Source organism: Azospirillum sp. TSH64 (assembly GCF_003116035.1).
In the GTDB taxonomy this organism is placed as follows: domain Bacteria; phylum Pseudomonadota; class Alphaproteobacteria; order Azospirillales; family Azospirillaceae; genus Azospirillum.
This window is the reverse complement of record NZ_LGQW01000015.1, coordinates 4,097,462-4,113,143: the sequence shown is the minus strand read 5'-3', so window position 1 is coordinate 4,113,143 and position 15,682 is coordinate 4,097,462. Positions and strand designations below refer to the sequence as shown.

15 protein-coding genes are annotated in these 15,682 nt (G+C 68.9%); 2 read left to right on the top strand and 13 right to left on the bottom strand.

The window, feature by feature from the left end:
- Positions 1 to 70 precede the first annotated feature (70 nt).
- From TSH64_RS20065 to TSH64_RS20000, 13 genes are all read right to left on the bottom strand, one after another.
- Positions 71 to 550, bottom strand: coding sequence for a VOC family protein (locus tag TSH64_RS20065; RefSeq protein ID WP_109447628.1), 480 nt, complete (start codon positions 548 to 550; stop codon positions 71 to 73).
- A gap of 85 nt (positions 551 to 635) precedes the next feature.
- Entirely contained in the window at positions 636 to 1,058 is a 423-nt protein-coding gene (locus TSH64_RS20060) for a CopD family protein (RefSeq protein ID WP_109447626.1), read from the bottom strand.
- A gap of 36 nt (positions 1,059 to 1,094) precedes the next feature.
- Positions 1,095 to 2,045 carry a zinc-dependent alcohol dehydrogenase family protein gene (locus TSH64_RS20055; RefSeq protein ID WP_109447624.1) on the bottom strand — a complete coding sequence of 317 codons (951 nt, stop codon included), beginning with the start codon at positions 2,043 to 2,045 and terminating at the stop codon, positions 1,095 to 1,097.
- 243 nt (positions 2,046 to 2,288) lie between these two features.
- Positions 2,289 to 3,248 carry an isoaspartyl peptidase/L-asparaginase gene (locus TSH64_RS20050; protein WP_109447622.1) on the bottom strand — a complete coding sequence of 320 codons (960 nt, stop codon included), beginning with the start codon at positions 3,246 to 3,248 and terminating at the stop codon, positions 2,289 to 2,291.
- A gap of 11 nt (positions 3,249 to 3,259) precedes the next feature.
- Positions 3,260 to 4,093 carry a M55 family metallopeptidase gene (locus TSH64_RS20045; RefSeq protein ID WP_109447620.1) on the bottom strand — a complete coding sequence of 278 codons (834 nt, stop codon included), beginning with the start codon at positions 4,091 to 4,093 and terminating at the stop codon, positions 3,260 to 3,262.
- Positions 4,090 to 5,169: a P1 family peptidase gene (locus TSH64_RS20040; RefSeq protein WP_109447618.1), complete on the bottom strand. Its 1,080-nt coding sequence runs from the start codon at positions 5,167 to 5,169 to the stop codon at positions 4,090 to 4,092. Before TSH64_RS20040 ends, TSH64_RS20045 begins: the two co-directional genes overlap by 4 nt.
- On the bottom strand, positions 5,144 to 6,028 hold the full coding sequence (locus TSH64_RS20035) for an ABC transporter permease subunit (RefSeq protein WP_109447616.1): 885 nt from the start codon (positions 6,026 to 6,028) through the stop codon (positions 5,144 to 5,146). The genes TSH64_RS20040 and TSH64_RS20035 overlap by 26 nt, the downstream gene beginning before the upstream one ends.
- Positions 6,025 to 6,945, bottom strand: coding sequence for a glutathione ABC transporter permease GsiC (gene gsiC, locus TSH64_RS20030; RefSeq protein WP_109447614.1), 921 nt, complete (start codon positions 6,943 to 6,945; stop codon positions 6,025 to 6,027). Before gsiC ends, TSH64_RS20035 begins: the two co-directional genes overlap by 4 nt.
- A gap of 129 nt (positions 6,946 to 7,074) precedes the next feature.
- Positions 7,075 to 8,607: a glutathione ABC transporter substrate-binding protein gene (locus TSH64_RS20020; RefSeq protein ID WP_109447612.1), complete on the bottom strand. Its 1,533-nt coding sequence runs from the start codon at positions 8,605 to 8,607 to the stop codon at positions 7,075 to 7,077.
- Positions 8,608 to 8,647: 40 nt separating this feature from the next.
- Positions 8,648 to 10,561 (bottom strand): dipeptide ABC transporter ATP-binding protein, encoded by a 1,914-nt coding sequence (locus TSH64_RS20015; RefSeq protein WP_109447610.1) that lies wholly within the window; start codon positions 10,559 to 10,561, stop codon positions 8,648 to 8,650.
- On the bottom strand, positions 10,558 to 11,403 hold the full coding sequence (locus TSH64_RS20010) for a D-amino acid aminotransferase (RefSeq protein ID WP_109447608.1): 846 nt from the start codon (positions 11,401 to 11,403) through the stop codon (positions 10,558 to 10,560). The genes TSH64_RS20015 and TSH64_RS20010 overlap by 4 nt, the downstream gene beginning before the upstream one ends.
- A 55-nt stretch (positions 11,404 to 11,458) precedes the next feature.
- Entirely contained in the window at positions 11,459 to 12,352 is an 894-nt protein-coding gene (locus TSH64_RS20005) for a MurR/RpiR family transcriptional regulator (RefSeq protein WP_109447606.1), read from the bottom strand.
- Between the two features lie 121 nt (positions 12,353 to 12,473).
- Positions 12,474 to 13,169, bottom strand: a complete 696-nt coding sequence (locus tag TSH64_RS20000; RefSeq protein ID WP_109447604.1) for a hypothetical protein — start codon at positions 13,167 to 13,169, stop codon at positions 12,474 to 12,476.
- 170 nt (positions 13,170 to 13,339) lie between these two features.
- Between TSH64_RS20000 and fliG the strand changes: the two genes are divergently transcribed.
- Complete coding sequence (gene fliG, locus TSH64_RS19995) at positions 13,340 to 14,362, top strand: flagellar motor switch protein FliG (RefSeq protein WP_098737244.1); 1,023 nt, start codon at positions 13,340 to 13,342, stop codon at positions 14,360 to 14,362.
- Between the two features lie 210 nt (positions 14,363 to 14,572).
- The gene (locus TSH64_RS19990) at positions 14,573 to 15,583 is read left to right on the top strand and encodes a TRAP transporter substrate-binding protein (RefSeq protein ID WP_109447603.1); all 1,011 of its coding nucleotides are present in this window, start codon (positions 14,573 to 14,575) and stop codon (positions 15,581 to 15,583) included.
- Positions 15,584 to 15,682 lie beyond the last annotated feature (99 nt).

Here is a 15,682-nt window from a genome sequence, read left to right as displayed (position 1 = left end):
TTTTTGCACAAAACGGTCTTGGCGAAGCTTGCACTTTGGGTCAGAAGTCGCACGCACCCTTGAAGCCCGCTCACCCCCTCCGCGCCGCCTCAATCGCCGCCACGTCGATCTTCGTCATCCCCATCATCGCCTCGAACGCGCGCTTGGCCTCCTCCCCGCCGGCCGCCAGGGCGTCGGTCAGCACGCGTGGCGTGATCTGCCAGGAGATCCCCCAGCGGTCCTTGCACCAGCCGCAGGCGCTCTCCTGGCCGCCGTTGCCGGTGATGGCGGTCCAATAGCGGTCGGTCTCCTCCTGGTCGTCGGTGGCGATCTGGAACGAGAAAGCCTCGCTATGCCTGAACGCCGGACCGCCGTTCAGGCCGAGGCAGGGGAGGCCGGCGACGGTGAACTCGACCGTCAGCACGTCGCCCGCCTTGCCGGACGGGTAGTCGGCGGGGGCGCGGTGGACGGCGGTCACCGCGCTGTCGGGGAAGGTCTCGGCATAGAAGCGGGCGGCGGCCTCGGCGTCCTTGTCGAACCAGAGGCAGATCGTGGTCTTGGCGACGGCCATGGCGGGTCCTTTCGCGCTGGAACCGAACCGGCCGGGCGCGGGGTCGAACGGGCCGGCCCCTCCCGGTCCCAACACCATACCGTGTTCAGTAGGGCTTCACCACCACCAGCGTCACGATGGCGATGGCCCCGGCGATCACCGCCAGCGGGGAGAAGCGCAGCAGCGGCGACACTGGCCGCGCCCCCGGTTCGCCCAGCCGGCGCAACCCGGCGGCGAGCTTGCCGTGCAGGGCGGACAGGACGATGACGATGACCACTTTCGCCACCAGCCACGGCTCGAAGCCCCAGCCGCCGACCACGACCAGCGTGATGCCCAGCAGCCACGCCAGCCCCATCGCCGGGGAGGTCACGCGGCGCTCCCAGCGGCCCAAGGCGCGCAGCAGGCGGGCCGGTCCTTCCTCGACGGCGGTCGTGGGGTCCAGGGCGCTGATCAGGATGGCGGCGGCGGACATCCCCAGGATCCAGAGCGTCACCGCCGTGACGTGCAGCCCGATAAGCCAGATATACACCGCGACCGTCCTTCGAAAGCCCGGCCCGACCTCGCGTCAGGCGCCCACTTGCAGGATGATCTTACCGCGGCCGTGGCCGGAATCGAGCCGCTCGTGCGCCTTGCCGACCTCTTCCAGCGGCAGGACGGCATCGACGATCACCCTGGCCTGCCCGCGCACGAACAGCGGCGCCATCTCGCGCAGGCGGGTGCCCTCGCGGGTCAGGAAGGTGCCGTAGAGGGTCTGGTTCTTCACATAGAGCGCATCGAGGTCGCCGGTCGGCGGCAGGATGGTGGCGATGCGGCCGAAGGGACGCGTGACCTGCGTGCTCAGCGGCACATTGCCGCCGGCGGTGTCGAAGGACGCGTCCACCCCTGCCCCGCCCGCCTCGCGCAGGATTTGGTCCACCACGTCGGCATCGCGGTAGTCGAGCGTCACGTCGGCGCCGAGATCGCGCATTGCCTCGTGGTTGGCCTTGCTGGCGGTGGCGAGCACGCGGGCGCCGGCCGCCTTGGCGAACTGGATGGCGAAGCTGCCGACGCCGCCGGCCCCGCCATGGATCAGCACCGTCTCGCCCGGCCGAACTGCCAGACGCCGCACGATGGCCTCCCACGCCGTGCCGCCGGCCAGCGGGATGCCCGCCGCCTCGACATGGGACAGGCTGGGCGGCTTGTGCGCGACGATGGACGCGGCGGCGACGGTGTATTCGGCATAGCTGCCGTTGGGATTGCCGAAGATCTCCGGGGTGTAGAACACCTCGTCGCCGGCCTTGAAGCCGGTCACGCCGGGGCCGGCCTCCTCGACCACGCCCGACACGTCATAGCCGAGCACCGCCGGGAAGGGGATGCCGGCCCAGCTTCCGGCCTGACGGATCTTGGCGTCCACCGGGTTGGTGCCCGACGCCACCACGCGGACCAGCAGTTCGCCCGGACCCGCCACCGGGCGCGGCCGGTCCTGAAGCTCGAACACGTCGGGACCGCCGAACCGTGAAATCACCATCGCACGCATGCCGCCATCCTCCGTTCCGGCTGTTGCACTGGAAAAGCAGCAACGTGGATCGCCGGCCCCGCCTGTCCAGCGGGGGAAAAGTGATCCCCCTCTCCCCCCCGGGGAGAGGGTTGGGGTGAGGGGGATGCACAGCTTGGCTTTGGCGGGAGCCGGGAGTGCGCGATACTTGGGAATCCTCGCAGCGCGTCCCCCTCACCCTAACCCTCTCCCCGGGGGGGAGAGGGGACTTCCCCGTCGGAGGGGTCAGCCGATGCGGAACTCCTCGCGGTGGATCGCGGTCATCGGCAGCCCCTCCGGCCCGATGGCGCCGCGATACATGCCGGAGCAGTTGAAGGGCAGAGCCACCCGGCCGTCGCGGTCGATGGCGATCAGGCCGCCGGAACCGCCGATCACGCCCAGCTCGTCCACCACGTCGCCGGCGGCGCGCTCCAGGGTCTGGCCGGCCCAGCGCATGCGGGCGTCGATCTCGTGGGCGGCGCAGCGGCGGATGAAATGCTCGCCATGGCCGGTGGCGGAGACAGCACAGGTGATGTTGTCGGCGAAGGTGCCGGCGCCGATCACCGGGCTGTCGCCGACGCGGCCCTTGGCCTTGGCGGTCATGCCGCCGGTCGAGGTGGCGGCGGCGAGGTTGCCGTCGCGGTCACGGGCGACGGCGCCCACGGTGCCGTGGCGACGCTGCTCGTCCCCATCGTCGGGGGCGTTGGAGCGGCGGCGCTCAAGCTCGGCCTGGAGGGCGTCCCAGCGCGGCTGGGTGAAGAAATAGGGGGCTTCCTCCATCGCCAGACCCTGGCGGCGGCAGAGATCCAGTGCGCCCTCACCGATCAGCAGGACATGCTCGCTGTGCTCCATCACCGCGCGGGCGGCCAGGATGGGATTGCGCGGGCCGAACAGGCCGGCCACCGCACCGGCGCCGCGGTCGCGGCCGTCCATGATGGCGGCGTCCATCTCCTGCACGCCCTCGGCGGTGAAGACGGCGCCGCGGCCGGCGTTGAACAGCGGCTCGTCCTCCAGCGCCATCACGGCGGCGGTGACGGCATCCAGCGCGCTGCCCCCGTCAGCCAGCACTTCATGCCCGGCGGCCAGCGCCCGGCGCAGGCCGGCGTGGTAGCCCTCGGTCAGCGCCGGGGTCAGGGCGCTGCGCTTGATGGTGCCGGCGCCGCCATGGATGGCAAGGGCGAAGGGCTGCGGGTGCGAAAGGGTCATGGGGGCGGGTCTCAGCGCAGGGTGGCCGACATGGCGGACAGGGTGTTGATCCAGCCGAGTGCTGCGGCCATGCTGGCGGCCGGCAGGCGGATGGTAACGGGATCGAGCCGCTCCGACACCGGGATCAGCGACGCCAGATCGGCCAGCGCCGGGCTGTTCATCTCGATCTCCAGCCGGTAGGGCGCACCGTCGGCCTGCGGCGGGACGCGGAAGGGCGGGATGGTTCCGGCGCGGCGGACGGCGCGGCTTGCGGCCTCGCGGATGCGGTCGCGGGCGACCGACGGGGCGACGGAGCGGGCGGCGCGCTGGCCCAGCGCCTGCTTGACCACCACCTGCTCGGCGTCCGGGAACAGCGGGGCCATCTCGGCGGCGAAGCGGTCGTCGCCGCTCAGCAGGATCACCGGCACGCCGATCTCGCCGGCATAGGCGCCGTAATTGCCGGCCTCCCCCAACTCCAGCCCGTTCACCCGGACGCGGCCGAAGGCGAAGCTGTTGGTGGTGTGGGCGAGGATGCCGTACTGGCGGGCGGAGGTGTGGAAGCCGACGCACATCACCCCGGCGGCGTCCGGCTCCAGCCCGGCGAACATCCCGATGGGCTTCGGCCGGCCAAGGATCAGCTCGGCGGCGGGGTGCAGTTCGTCGGGCAGCAGGTTGACCATCGGGCCGTGGCTGTCGTTGACCAGGATTTCGCTGGCCCCGGCCTCCAGCGCGCCGTCGATGGCGGCGTTGACCTCGGCGGTCATCAGGCGGCGGGCGCGCTCGTATTCGGCATTGCCCGGCGTCACCTGCTGCTGGGAGACCACGCCGGCCACCCCTTCGATGTCGGCGGAGATGTAGATCTTCACGGAGTGCTCCCGGAGGTGAGCGTATCGGACAGGCAGGGCCGGGTGGCGCCGTCGCGGCCGACCACCGGCGTGGCGGCGGCGAGAGCGTCGAGGACGGCCTCCTGCGTCGCGTCGGCCATCGCCTCGAACAGCCTGTCGATGCGGTGTTCGTTCACCATGCGCAGGGCCAGGATGTCGGCCCGCTCGTCATGGTCGATGCGGTTGGCGGTGGTGAAGCCGAGCGCGATGTCGCCGCTGCCATGGCCCCAAAAGGATCCCACCCGCGCCAGCCCGACCCCGGCGCGGCGGATCACCCGGCGCAGCTGGCGGTGGTCGAGCGGCACGTCGGTGGCGGCGATGACGATAACGGAGCCCTTCTCCGGCGCATCGTCCTTCGCCGGCGGGGCGACGCGGCGGCCGTCCGGCAGGCGCAGCTCACCGGGTCGGCCGAAATTCGCCAGCACCAGCACGCCGAGGTGATGACGCTTGCCGTCCAGCTTCAGCCGGCGCGACGCGGTGCCGATGCCGCCCTTGAAGCCGAAGCAGGACATGCCGCGCCCGGCCCCGACCGATCCGACCGCGACCTCGGCACCGTCCGGCTCCGACAGGGCGGCGGCGAGCGCAGCGGCGGCGTGGGTCTCCGTCACCGCCAGCGCCTGGATGTCGTTCAGTGGGCCGTCGTTGCACTCCATCACCAGCGGGTTGACGGTGGCGGTGCTGCGGCCGATGTCGGGATTGGCGGCGATGGCGTGGCGGACCAGCGCGGTGGAGGCGGTGCCGACCGACAGGGTGTTTGTCAGCAGGATCGGGGTTTCCAGCGCGCCGAGTTCCTCCACCTGCATCAGCCCGACGCTCTTGCCGAATCCGTTCAGCACCTCGGCGGCAGCGACGGGCTTGTCGCGGTAGAGGTTGCCGGCATGGGGCAGGATGGCGGTGACGCCGGTCTGGACGGCGCCGTCATCGAGCGTGACGTGAGCAACGCGCACTCCGGCCACGTCGGTGATGGCGTTGCGCGGCCCCGGCGTCAGCCGGCCGCAGGCGAGCCCGAAGGCCCGCGCGCGTCTCGCCGGTTCAGCGGAGTTTGGGGTCGAGGGCATCGCGCAGTCCGTCGCCGAGCAGGTTGAAGGCCAGCACCGTCAGGAAGATGGCGAGGCCGGGATAGAAGGTGACATGGCTGGCGACGCCGATGTAGCTGCGCCCGTCGGCCAGCATGGCGCCCCATTCCGGGCTGGGCGGCTGGGCGCCGAGGCCGATGAAGCTGAGGCTCGCCGCCGTCAGGATCGAGGTGCCGATGCGCATGGAAACATAGACGATCACGCTGGGCAGCGTGCCGGGCAGGATGTGACGGACCATCAGCAGCCGGTCGCGCACGCCGATGGCGCGGGCGGCATCGACATAGACCGCGCGCTTCAGCGACAGCGTGCTGCCGCGCACCAGACGGGCGAACACGGGGACGCTGAAGATCGCCACCGCATAGATGACGTTCTCGATGCCCGGCCCGAGGATGGCGACGATGCCGATGGCCAGCAGGATGCCGGGGAAGGCCAGCAGCACGTCGCAGACGCGCATGATCAGGCTGTCGATCCAGCCGCCGCGGAAGCCGGCGATCAACCCCAGCGCCACGCCGGCCACCCCGCCCAGCAGCACCGACAGCAGCCCGACCGACAGCGAGATGCGGGCACCCCACAGGATGCGGCTGAAGATGTCGCGGCCGTAGGCGTCGGTGCCGGCCCAATGGTCGGCCGAGGGGCCTTCCAGGATGCGGTCGTAATCGAAGGCCGCCGGGTCGAAGGGGGCGATCAACGGTGCCGCCGCCGCGGCCAGCGCCAGCGCCAGCAGACAGAAGCCGGCCGCCATGGCGGTGCGGTTGCGCCGGAACTTGCGCCAGAACTCGCGCAGCGGCGAGCGGACGGCTTCGTGGCTCACAGCCACGGCGGTTGCGTCTGTCGTGGTCATGAGTAGCGAATCTCGGGGTTGGCGAAGGCGTACAGCACATCGACCAGCAGGTTGATGATGATGAACTCCAGCGAGAACAGCAGGATCTCCGCCTGGATGACGGTGTAGTCGCGGTAATTGACGCTATCCACCAGCAGCCGGCCCAGACCCGGCCAGGAGAACACCGTCTCCACCACGATGGACCCGCCGAGCAGGAAGCCGAACTGGAGGCCGACCATGGTGATGATCGGGATCAGCGCGTTGCGCAGCGTGTGCTTCCACACCACCAGCCGGGCCGGCACGCCCTTGGCCCGCGCGGTGCGGACGTAATCCTCGCGCGCGATCTCGATGAAGGCGGAGCGGGTGAAGCGCGCCATGACAGCGGCGACGCCGAGGCCGAGCGTCAGCGACGGCATGACGTAATGCTGCCACGTCCCGTAGCCGCTGGTCGGCAGCCAGCCGAGCTTGACCGAGAACAGGTCGATCATCAGCAGCCCGAGCCAGAAGGAGGGAAAGGCGATGCCCGACACCGCGACAATCATGCCGACATGGTCCTGCCAGCGCCCGCGCTTGGTGGCGGACGCCACGCCGATCAGCAGCCCCGCCAGCGTCGCCCACACCATGGCGACGATGGTGAGGTAGAGCGTGGGCAGGAACCGCTCGCCGATCTCCTGCGATACCGGCCGCTTGGACTTCATCGACCGCCCGAACTCGCCCTGCACCGCATTGCCGAGGAAGCGTCCGTACTGCACCCACAGCGGCTGGTCGAGACCGAGATCCTGGCGCACCAGTTCGACGTCCTGCTGGGTGGCATCCGGCCCGGCGACCAGCCGCGCCGGATCGCCCGGCAGCAGATGGACGAAGCCGAAGACGAAGACGGAGATCACCAGCAAAACCGGCAGGATGCCGGCAAGACGGCCGACGAGATATTTCAGCATGGGGCAGAGGTCCTGGGTAGGCAGAGAAAAGATGCCCCCTCCCCGCTATCGGCGGACCGAAGGTCCGCCTGTCGCGTCAGCGCAAACGAAGTTTGCGCGAGAGCGGGGGAGAGAGGGCGATTTTTCACATCACTGCAGGTCGGCCTCTTCCATCTGCAGGCCGCCGTCGGCGACGTAGTAGAAGCCGGTCAGCTTCTTCGACTTGCCGGCCAGCAGGTTCTCGACGCCGAGGAAGATCCAGGGCGCGTCCTTCCAGATCTGCTCCTGGGCGACACGGTAGGCCTCGGCGCGCTTGGCGGTGTCGGCGGTGCCGATGCCGGTCTCGATGGCGGCGTCGACGGTGTCGTTCTTGTAGTAGGCGACGTTGAAGAACTTCGGCGGGAAGCCCTTGCCCCACAGCAGCGGGCGCAGGCCCCAGTCGGCGTCGCCGGTCGAGGCCGACCAGCCGCCATACTGCATCTGCACCGTGGCGTCCTCCGGCTTCTCGACGCCCCAGACACGGGCGGTCTCGACGCCGGATTCGAGCGGGGTGACGGTCAGCTTGACGCCGATCTGCGACAGCTGCTGCTGGACGAACTGCATGCCGCGGATGAAGTTGGTGCTGTTGCGGCCGAACATCTCGGCCTCGAAGCCGTTCGGATAGCCGGCTTCGGCCAGCAGCGCCTTCGCCTTGGCGAGGTCGTAGGTGTACTGGTTGGGCTGGGCGACGTGGAAGCCCAGCTTGGACGGGATCGCCGAATCCAGCGGGCCGGCATAGCCGCGATAGACCACCTTGGCGTAGGCGTTCTTGTCGATGGCGTAATTCAGCGCCTGACGGACGCGCGGGTCGTTGAACGGCTTCTTCATGGTGTTCATCGCCACATAGCGGGCGATGATCGACGGGGCGTCGATCAGCTCAAGCTGATTGTTGGCTTCCACCATCTTCACCATCTCGGGCGGCAGCGGATAGATGAACTGCGCCTCGTTGGTCTGGAGCATGGCGATGCGGCTGCCGTTCTCCGGCACGCTCTTCAGCGTGACGTGGTCGATCTTCGGCAGGCCCGGCTTCCAATACTTGTCGTTCTTCTCGACCTTGAGGGTGTCCGCTTCCCAGCTGACGAACTTGTAGGGGCCGGTGCCGACCGGGTGGCGGCCGATTTCCTTGCCGAAGGTCTCCAGCGCCTTCGGGCTGTGGATCATCGCGCCGGGATGGGCGAGGTTGTTGTTCAGCGCGCCGAAGGGCTGCGACAGCTTCAGCGTGATGGTGGTGTCGTCGACCACCACCGTCTCGGCCAGCATCGCCAGCAGGCTCTGGCGCTTCAGCCGGTTGGCCGGGTTGGCGAGGCGGTCGAAGTTGGTCTTCACCGCCTGGGCGTTGAAGGGCGTGCCGTCATGGAAGGTGACGTTCTTGCGCAGGCGGTAGGTGTATTCGGTGGCGGTGTCGTTGACGGTGAAGCTTTCCGCCAGCAGCGGCACCAGCTTCATGTCCTTGTCGAAGCCGAACAGGCCCTGGAGCATGGTGCGGCTGGCCGACTGCGACAGGGTGTCGTTGATGTCGGCCGGGTCCAGCGTCGTGATGTTGTCGGGCAGGCCGACGACCAAATCCTTGGCGGCGAAGGCCGGGCCGGCGAGAGCGGTGCCGGCGAGCAGGCCGGCGAGAAGCGGAAGGGCGAAGCGGTTCACGTGTAGGCTCCCTGCTTTTTTGGTTCGGAAATCGGCAAACTCAGAAGTCGCCGCCCACGGCGTGGCGCGCGACGAAATGGTCCTCGCCGACCGGCACCAGCGGCTGCACCAGCGGCTCGTCGCCGATGCTGCGGATCGGGCTCGGAATCTCGCCGGTCAGCAGCCGCAGGTCGCGGGTGCGGCGGCTGGGATCGGCGACGGGCACCGCCGCCATCAGGCGGCGGGTGTAGGGATGCTGCGGATTCTCGAACACCGCCCGGCGGGGGCCGAGTTCGACGATCTGGCCGAGATACATCACCGCGACGCGGTGGCTGACCCGCTCCACCACCGCCATGTCGTGGCTGATGAACAGGTAGGACAGGCCGCGCCTGGCCTGGAGTTCCATCAGCAGATTGACGATCTGCGCCTGGATCGACACGTCGAGCGCCGCCACCGCCTCGTCGGCGATGATCAGCTTGGGGTCGCAGGCGATGGCGCGGGCGATGCAGATGCGCTGGCGCTGGCCGCCGGAGAATTCGTGCGGATAGCGGCGCGCGTGTTCCGGCTTGAGCCCCACCTGGGTCAGCAGTTCCGCCACCCGCTCCTCGACGGCGCGGCGGCGCGACAGGCCGGGCCTGGATGCGGGCGCATAATCGTGGACCAGCATCGGCTCGGCGACGCTGAAGCCGACGGTCATTCGCGGGTTCAGCGAGGCGAAGGGATCCTGGAAGATGTACTGGATCTTCTCCTTCAGCTTCGCCTGACCGTTGGAATCGAGCGTCGCGGTGTCGAGCCCGTCGAAGCGGATGGTTCCGGAGGTGGCGGCCTGGAGACCCATGATGGTGCGGCCGGTGGTCGACTTGCCGCAGCCGGACTCGCCGACCAGCGCCAGCGTCTCGCCCGGACGGACGGCGAAGCTGACCTTCTCCACCGCATGGACGCGGGCCTTCAGCGAGCCGAAGATACCCTTGCGCACGTCGAAGCGGGTGGTGAGGTCGCGCACCTCCAGCAGCGGGGCGTCGGCCGCGCGCACGGTGTCCTGCACCGGCGGCGGGGCCGGCGGCGCAGCCTCCGCCTTGGCGTCATCGACCACCAGCAGCGGGAAGCGCACCGGCAGGTCCTGGCCGCGCAGCGCGCCCAGCTTCGGCACGGCGGACAGCAGCGCCTTGGTGTAGGGGTGCTGCGGCGCCTGGAAGATGCGCTCGACAGGCCCCTCCTCCACCTTGCGGCCGCGCCACATCACGACGACGCGGTCGGCCACTTCGGCCACCACGCCCATGTCGTGGGTGATGAAGATGACGCCCATCCCCATCTCGTCCTGCAACAGCCGGATCAGCCGCAGGATCTGCGCCTGGATGGTGACGTCGAGCGCCGTGGTCGGCTCGTCGGCGATCAGCAGCGACGGCTTGCAGGACAGCGCCATGGCGATCATCACGCGCTGGCGCATGCCGCCCGACAGCTGGTGCGGGTGGCGGTCGAGCAGCCGTGCCGGTTCGGGAATGCGCACCTTCTCCAGCATGCGCAGGGCCTCCGCCCGTGCCGCCTTGCGGTCGAGCCCCTGGTGCAGCATCACCGCCTCGGCGATCTGGTCGCCGATGGTGAAGACCGGGTTCAACGACGTCATCGGCTCCTGGAAGACCATGGCGATGTCGTTGCCGCGCATGTCGGTCAGCGCTTCGGCCGGCGGCGTGGCGAGGTCGCGCTCGTGCCCGTCACGACCCTTGAAGCGGATGCGTCCGCCGACGATGCGCCCGCCGGCATAATCGACCAGACGCATCAGCGTCAGCGAGGTCACCGACTTGCCGCTGCCGGATTCGCCGACGATGGCGACCGTTTCGCCGGGCGCCACGGTGAAGCTGACATCGTCGACGACGCGCAGGGGCCCGTTGTCGCCGTCGAAGGCGACGCTCAGCCCCTCGACCGACAGCAGGGCCGGCGCGGTGTAGACATCTTTCGCGGCAGCGGCCACGCTCATCGCCCCAGCCTTTCGGCGAACAGCGAGAACAGGCGGCGCCAGACCATGCCCGGCGCGCCGCTGCCGACCGGCTTGCCGTTCAGGCTGGTGACGGGCGTGATCTCCTTGGTGGTGCTGGCGATCCAGATCTCGTCGGCGGCCTCAAGCTCCGCCGCCGGGATGTCGCGCTCCTCCAGCCGCAGGCCGGCCTCGGCGGCCAGCCGCAGGATGACGATGCGGGTGATGCCCTGGAGGATGCGGTTGTCGTTGACCGGGGTGGCGATGACGCCGTCCTTCACCACGAAGATGTTGGTGGCGGCCCCTTCGGTCACCAGACCGTCGCGCAGTTGCAGCGCATCGACCACGCCGGCATCGGTCGCCGCCTGCTGCGCCAGCACGCTGCCCAGCAGCGCCACCGTCTTCAGGTCGCAGCGGCCCCAGCGGATGTCGGGGATGGTGATGGCGGCGACGCCCTGGTCGCGCCACGCCGCGGGCGGGCGCTTCAGCGGGCTGGCCATGCCGAACACCGACGGGGTGACGCCGGCCGGGAAGGCGTGGCCGCGGCTGGCCGCGGCACCGCGGGTGACCTGGAGATAGACCGTCAGGTCGCCGTCGATGCCCGACTCCGCCGCCAGCCGCTCCATGATGCCCAGCCAGTCGCCGGCCGACAGCACGCAGTCGATGCGCAGTTCCGCCATGCCGCGTTGCAGGCGGGCGATGTGGGCCTCCGGCTCGAACAGGCGGCCATTGTAGGCCGCGGTCACCTCGTAGAGGCCGTCGGCGAACAGGAAACCGCGGTCCAGCGGCGACACATGGACCTCGTCCAGCGGCAGGTAACGCCCGTTCCAATAGGAGATCGTCATCGCTTTTCAACTTCTTCGGCGCGTGGAGGGGGAAGCCCCGGTTGATCGGCCCGGATCACTCCGTCGGGCGGTTCGATTTCGGCACGACGTGGAGGTAGGGCAGGATGCGTTCGGCGACGTCGGCGGCCTGCCCGACGCTGTCCGGTCCGGAGCGCGACAGCGCGGTGCCCAGCGCCACGATCAGCGCCATCAGCCCGGTGGGCGAGCTGTGGCGCACGCCATGGTCGGCCCCGGCCAGCAGGGTGACGTCGGCCAGCGGCACGATGGGACTGTCCGGCGCATCGGTCAGGGCGATGGCCTTGGCCCCGCGCTCCCGGCACAGCTGCAGATGCTCGATGGTCCGGCGCGAGTAGCGCGGCGAGGTGATGGCGATCACCAGATCGCCGGGCCTGACCGTCAACAGCCGGCGGATGGTGCGCTCGGTGCCGGCGAACTCGATGGCTTCGCGGACATTTTCGACATAGGGCTCCAGCACGTCGGCCAGGAACAGGGCGAGATAAGCGCTGTCGCCGAGGCCGAGCGCCACGACGCGGCCAGCCTCGCGGATCAGCCGGATGGCGGCCTCGCACTGCTCGGGCTGGAGCAGATCCATGGTGCGGGCGATGTTGCCGGCGTCGCTGGCCAGCGATTCCCGCATGATCTCGGCGTTGGAGGTGTCGCGCTGGACGGCGACGCGCAGCTTTTCCACCGGCGCGAAGGTCGACTCGAAGGCGCGCAGCAGATCCTCGCGGAACTCCGGAAAGCCGTCATAGCCGAGGAAGCGGGCATAGCGGTTGACCGACGCCACCGACACTTCCGCCGCCGCCGCCAGCTCGCCGATCTTCAGGGTCGCGGTGCGGAAGGGATAGGCCAGCGCCCACTCCCCCACCTTGGCGAGGGCGGCCGGAAGCTGCTGCTGGCAGTTCTGCATGCGGATCAGCAGCGATCCCGTCTGAATGGGCGGCTCCATCCCCCGATCCCCCTCGACTGCGTCGGCACGGCCCTTGTGAGTACAGAGTTACAGGAATGGCATATTTCTGTAAATCCATTTTCACATATGGCCGTATGCGGTGCGTGCGGGGGCCAAGCCGTCAGCGGGAACTGTCGCGAAGGAGTCGATCGGAACGGTTCAGCCAGTCTTCCAGTTTTTGCGGCCGGGCGGCGCGGGCCGGCGGCGGTGGCGGACTGGGATCGGCGTCCGCCGCTGCCGGGATGGAGGCCGATTGCGGCGGGCGGTCCAGCGCGGCACCGGCGCCGACGGTGCCGCGGGCGTCGACCCGCGGGCGGTAACGGCGGCCGTCGGCGGTGACGAACTCGCCCTCTCCGGTCGGGCGGTTGCGCTGGAACCGGCCGACATATTTGTTGCCGCTGGGGAAGGTGAGCGTGCCGAAACCGGTCCGGCGGTCGTCCTGCCACTCCCCCTCATACACGCGGCCATCGGCCCAGACATGGGTCGCCTGCCCCGAGACAAGACCGTCGCGGAAATTCCCGTCGAGGCGGCGGCCGTCGCGCCAGGTGACGCGCCCCTGCCCTTCCATCCGCCCGTCGACCAGCGTGCCCTCCACCTGCCCGTCGTAGCGGCCGTCATGGAACCAGCTGAGCACGCCGGGCCCGCTGGCCCAGCCGTCCGGGCAGGCGCCGGACCAGCGGACGGTCTTGCGCCGGTCGGGATACTGGTCCCACACCCGGCAGTCGGAGCCCTCGGCGGTCACCGCCCGTTCCGCCAGGGCGGACGCCGGCATAAGCATCACGAGGCAGGGCAGCAGAAGGGCGGCACGGACGGGCATGAAAGCCACCTTTCGCACAAGAACGGGGATGCAACCTCCAACCGTCCCTGTCCGGATTCGGTTCCGAAATGCCTGTTTTCGTATGTCTCCAGCCTCTTCCTTATCGTTTGTTAACGATGTTTGCCGCAATTATCGCGCATCGTTGGAATCGAGCATCGTGAAGGTTAGCAATGGCTCAGAAGGTTCGTGAGGACTACCGGACCCTCACCGGCCCGGAAAAGGCCGCCATCATGATGCTGGCGCTGGGCGAGGAGCATTCGTCCAAGCTGTTCTCCCTGATGGACGACGAGGAGATCAAGGAGCTGTCCCAGGTGATGGCCAACCTGGGCACGGTATCGGCCAACCTGATCGAGCGCCTGTTCGTCGAGTTCGCCGAGCAGATGTCGTCGAGCGGCACCGTCGTCGGCTCCTTCGATTCGACCGAGCGGCTGCTGCTGAAGACCCTGCCGAAGGACAAGGTCGACCAGATCATGGAGGACATCCGTGGTCCGGCCGGCCGCACCATGTGGGACAAGCTGACCAACGTGAACGAGTCGGTGCTGTCCAACTACCTGAAGAACGAATATCCGCAGACCGTCGCCGTCGTCCTGTCCAAGATCCGCTCCGACCATGCCGGCCGCGTGCTGGCGCAGCTGCCGGAAAGCTTCGCGATGGAAGTCATCATGCGCATGCTGCGCATGGAGGCGGTGCAGAAGGAGGTTCTGGACGACGTCGAGCGCACGCTGCGCACCGAGTTCATGACCAACCTCGCCCGCACCAGCCGGCGCGACAGCCACGAGATGCTGGCGGAAATCTTCAACGGGCTGGACCGCACCACCGAGCACCGCTTCATGGCTGCCCTGGAGGAGCGCAACCGCGACAGCGCCGAGCGCATCAAGTCGCTGATGTTCACCTTCGAGGATCTGTCGAAGCTCGACCCCTCGGGCGTCCAGACGATGCTGCGGACGGTCGACAAGCAGAAGCTCGGCACCGCGCTGAAGGGGGCGTCGGAGTCGCTGAAGGACCTGTTCTTCTCCAACATGTCCGAGCGCGCCGCCAAGATCCTGCGCGAGGACATGGCAGCGATGGGACCGGTCCGCGTCCGCGACGTGGACGAGGCGCAGATGTACATGGTGCAGCTGGCGAAGGATCTGGCCGCCCGCGGCGAGCTGGTCCTGGCCGAGGGCAGCGGCGAGAACGAGCTGATCTACTGACCGGCGGGTGCGGTTGCCGCCGATAAGCGGCGGGCGGCGCTGACTTTTTTCCCGCCGGGCCTCACAGGGGGTTTGACGGACGGTCCGGAACGGTGAACCTTTGGAGTCCGATCAAGGGCGGGATCAGGGGAGCGGCTGCCGCTCTCCTCCGACCGGCCAGAAGGCCGGCGGATGCCGCATCGGGCAACAACAGGGGGCTTTGCGAACATCATGACCGCTCACACGCTGCATTCCCATCTCGTCAGCCGGATCGCCGGTCCGGTCGTCGCCGGCCTTCTGGGGCTGGGCGTCGCCGCCGGGCCGATGGCAGCGCTTGCCGAAACCTGGGACATGCCGACCCCGTATCCGGACACGAACCTGCACACCATCGTGGTGAAGCAATTCGCCGACGACGTGAAGGCGGCCACCGCCGGCAAGATCCAGATCACCGTCCATTCCAACGGCTCGCTGATCCGCCATCCGGAGATCAAGCGCGCGGTCCAGTCCGGTCAGGCCCAGCTGGGCGAGGTGCTGATCAGCTCCTGGGCGAACGAGGATCCGCTCTACGGCCTCGATTCGGTGCCCTTCCTCGCCACCGATTTCAAGTCCGCCCACAAGCTGTACGAGGTCTCCAAGCCCTATCTGGAGAAGAAGCTGGAGCGCCAGCGCCTGAAGCTGCTCTACTCGATTCCGTGGCCGCCGCAGGGCCTGTACGTGAAGGACGAGATCCAGTCGGTCGACGGGCTGAAGAGCCAGAAGTTCCGCGCCTACAACCCGGCCACCACCCGCATCGCCGAACTGAGCGGCGCCATCCCGGTGAAGATCGAGGCGGCCGAAGTGGCGCAGGCCTTCGGCACCGGCATCGTCACCGCGATGATCACGTCGGCCGCCACCGGCGTCGACACCAAGGCCTGGGACTTCGTGAAGGTCTATTACGACGTGCAGGCCTGGCTGCCGCGCAACATGGTGTTCGTCAACACCGAGGTATGGAAGGGTTTGGACGCCGGCACCCAGAAGGCGATCCAGGACGCCGCGGCGAAGGCCGAGGCCACCGGCTGGGCCGAGTGGGAGAAGAAGACGGCCGATCTGAACAAGACCATGTCCGACAACGGCATGAAGGTCCTGCTGCCGTCCGACAAGCTGAAGGAAGGCCTGTCCGCAATCGGCAAGACCATGACCGCCGAATGGACGAAGGCGGCCGGTGCCGACGGCGAGGCGATCATTTCCGCCTTCGGCAAGTAACCGGTCCGGATGTGTCCGGCCGGCTCCGCCCCAGAACAGGCGGCCGGCCGGGCCCCCTCCACGCCCCTTCGCTCCGTCCCGACCGCAGGAGGTGGTTGC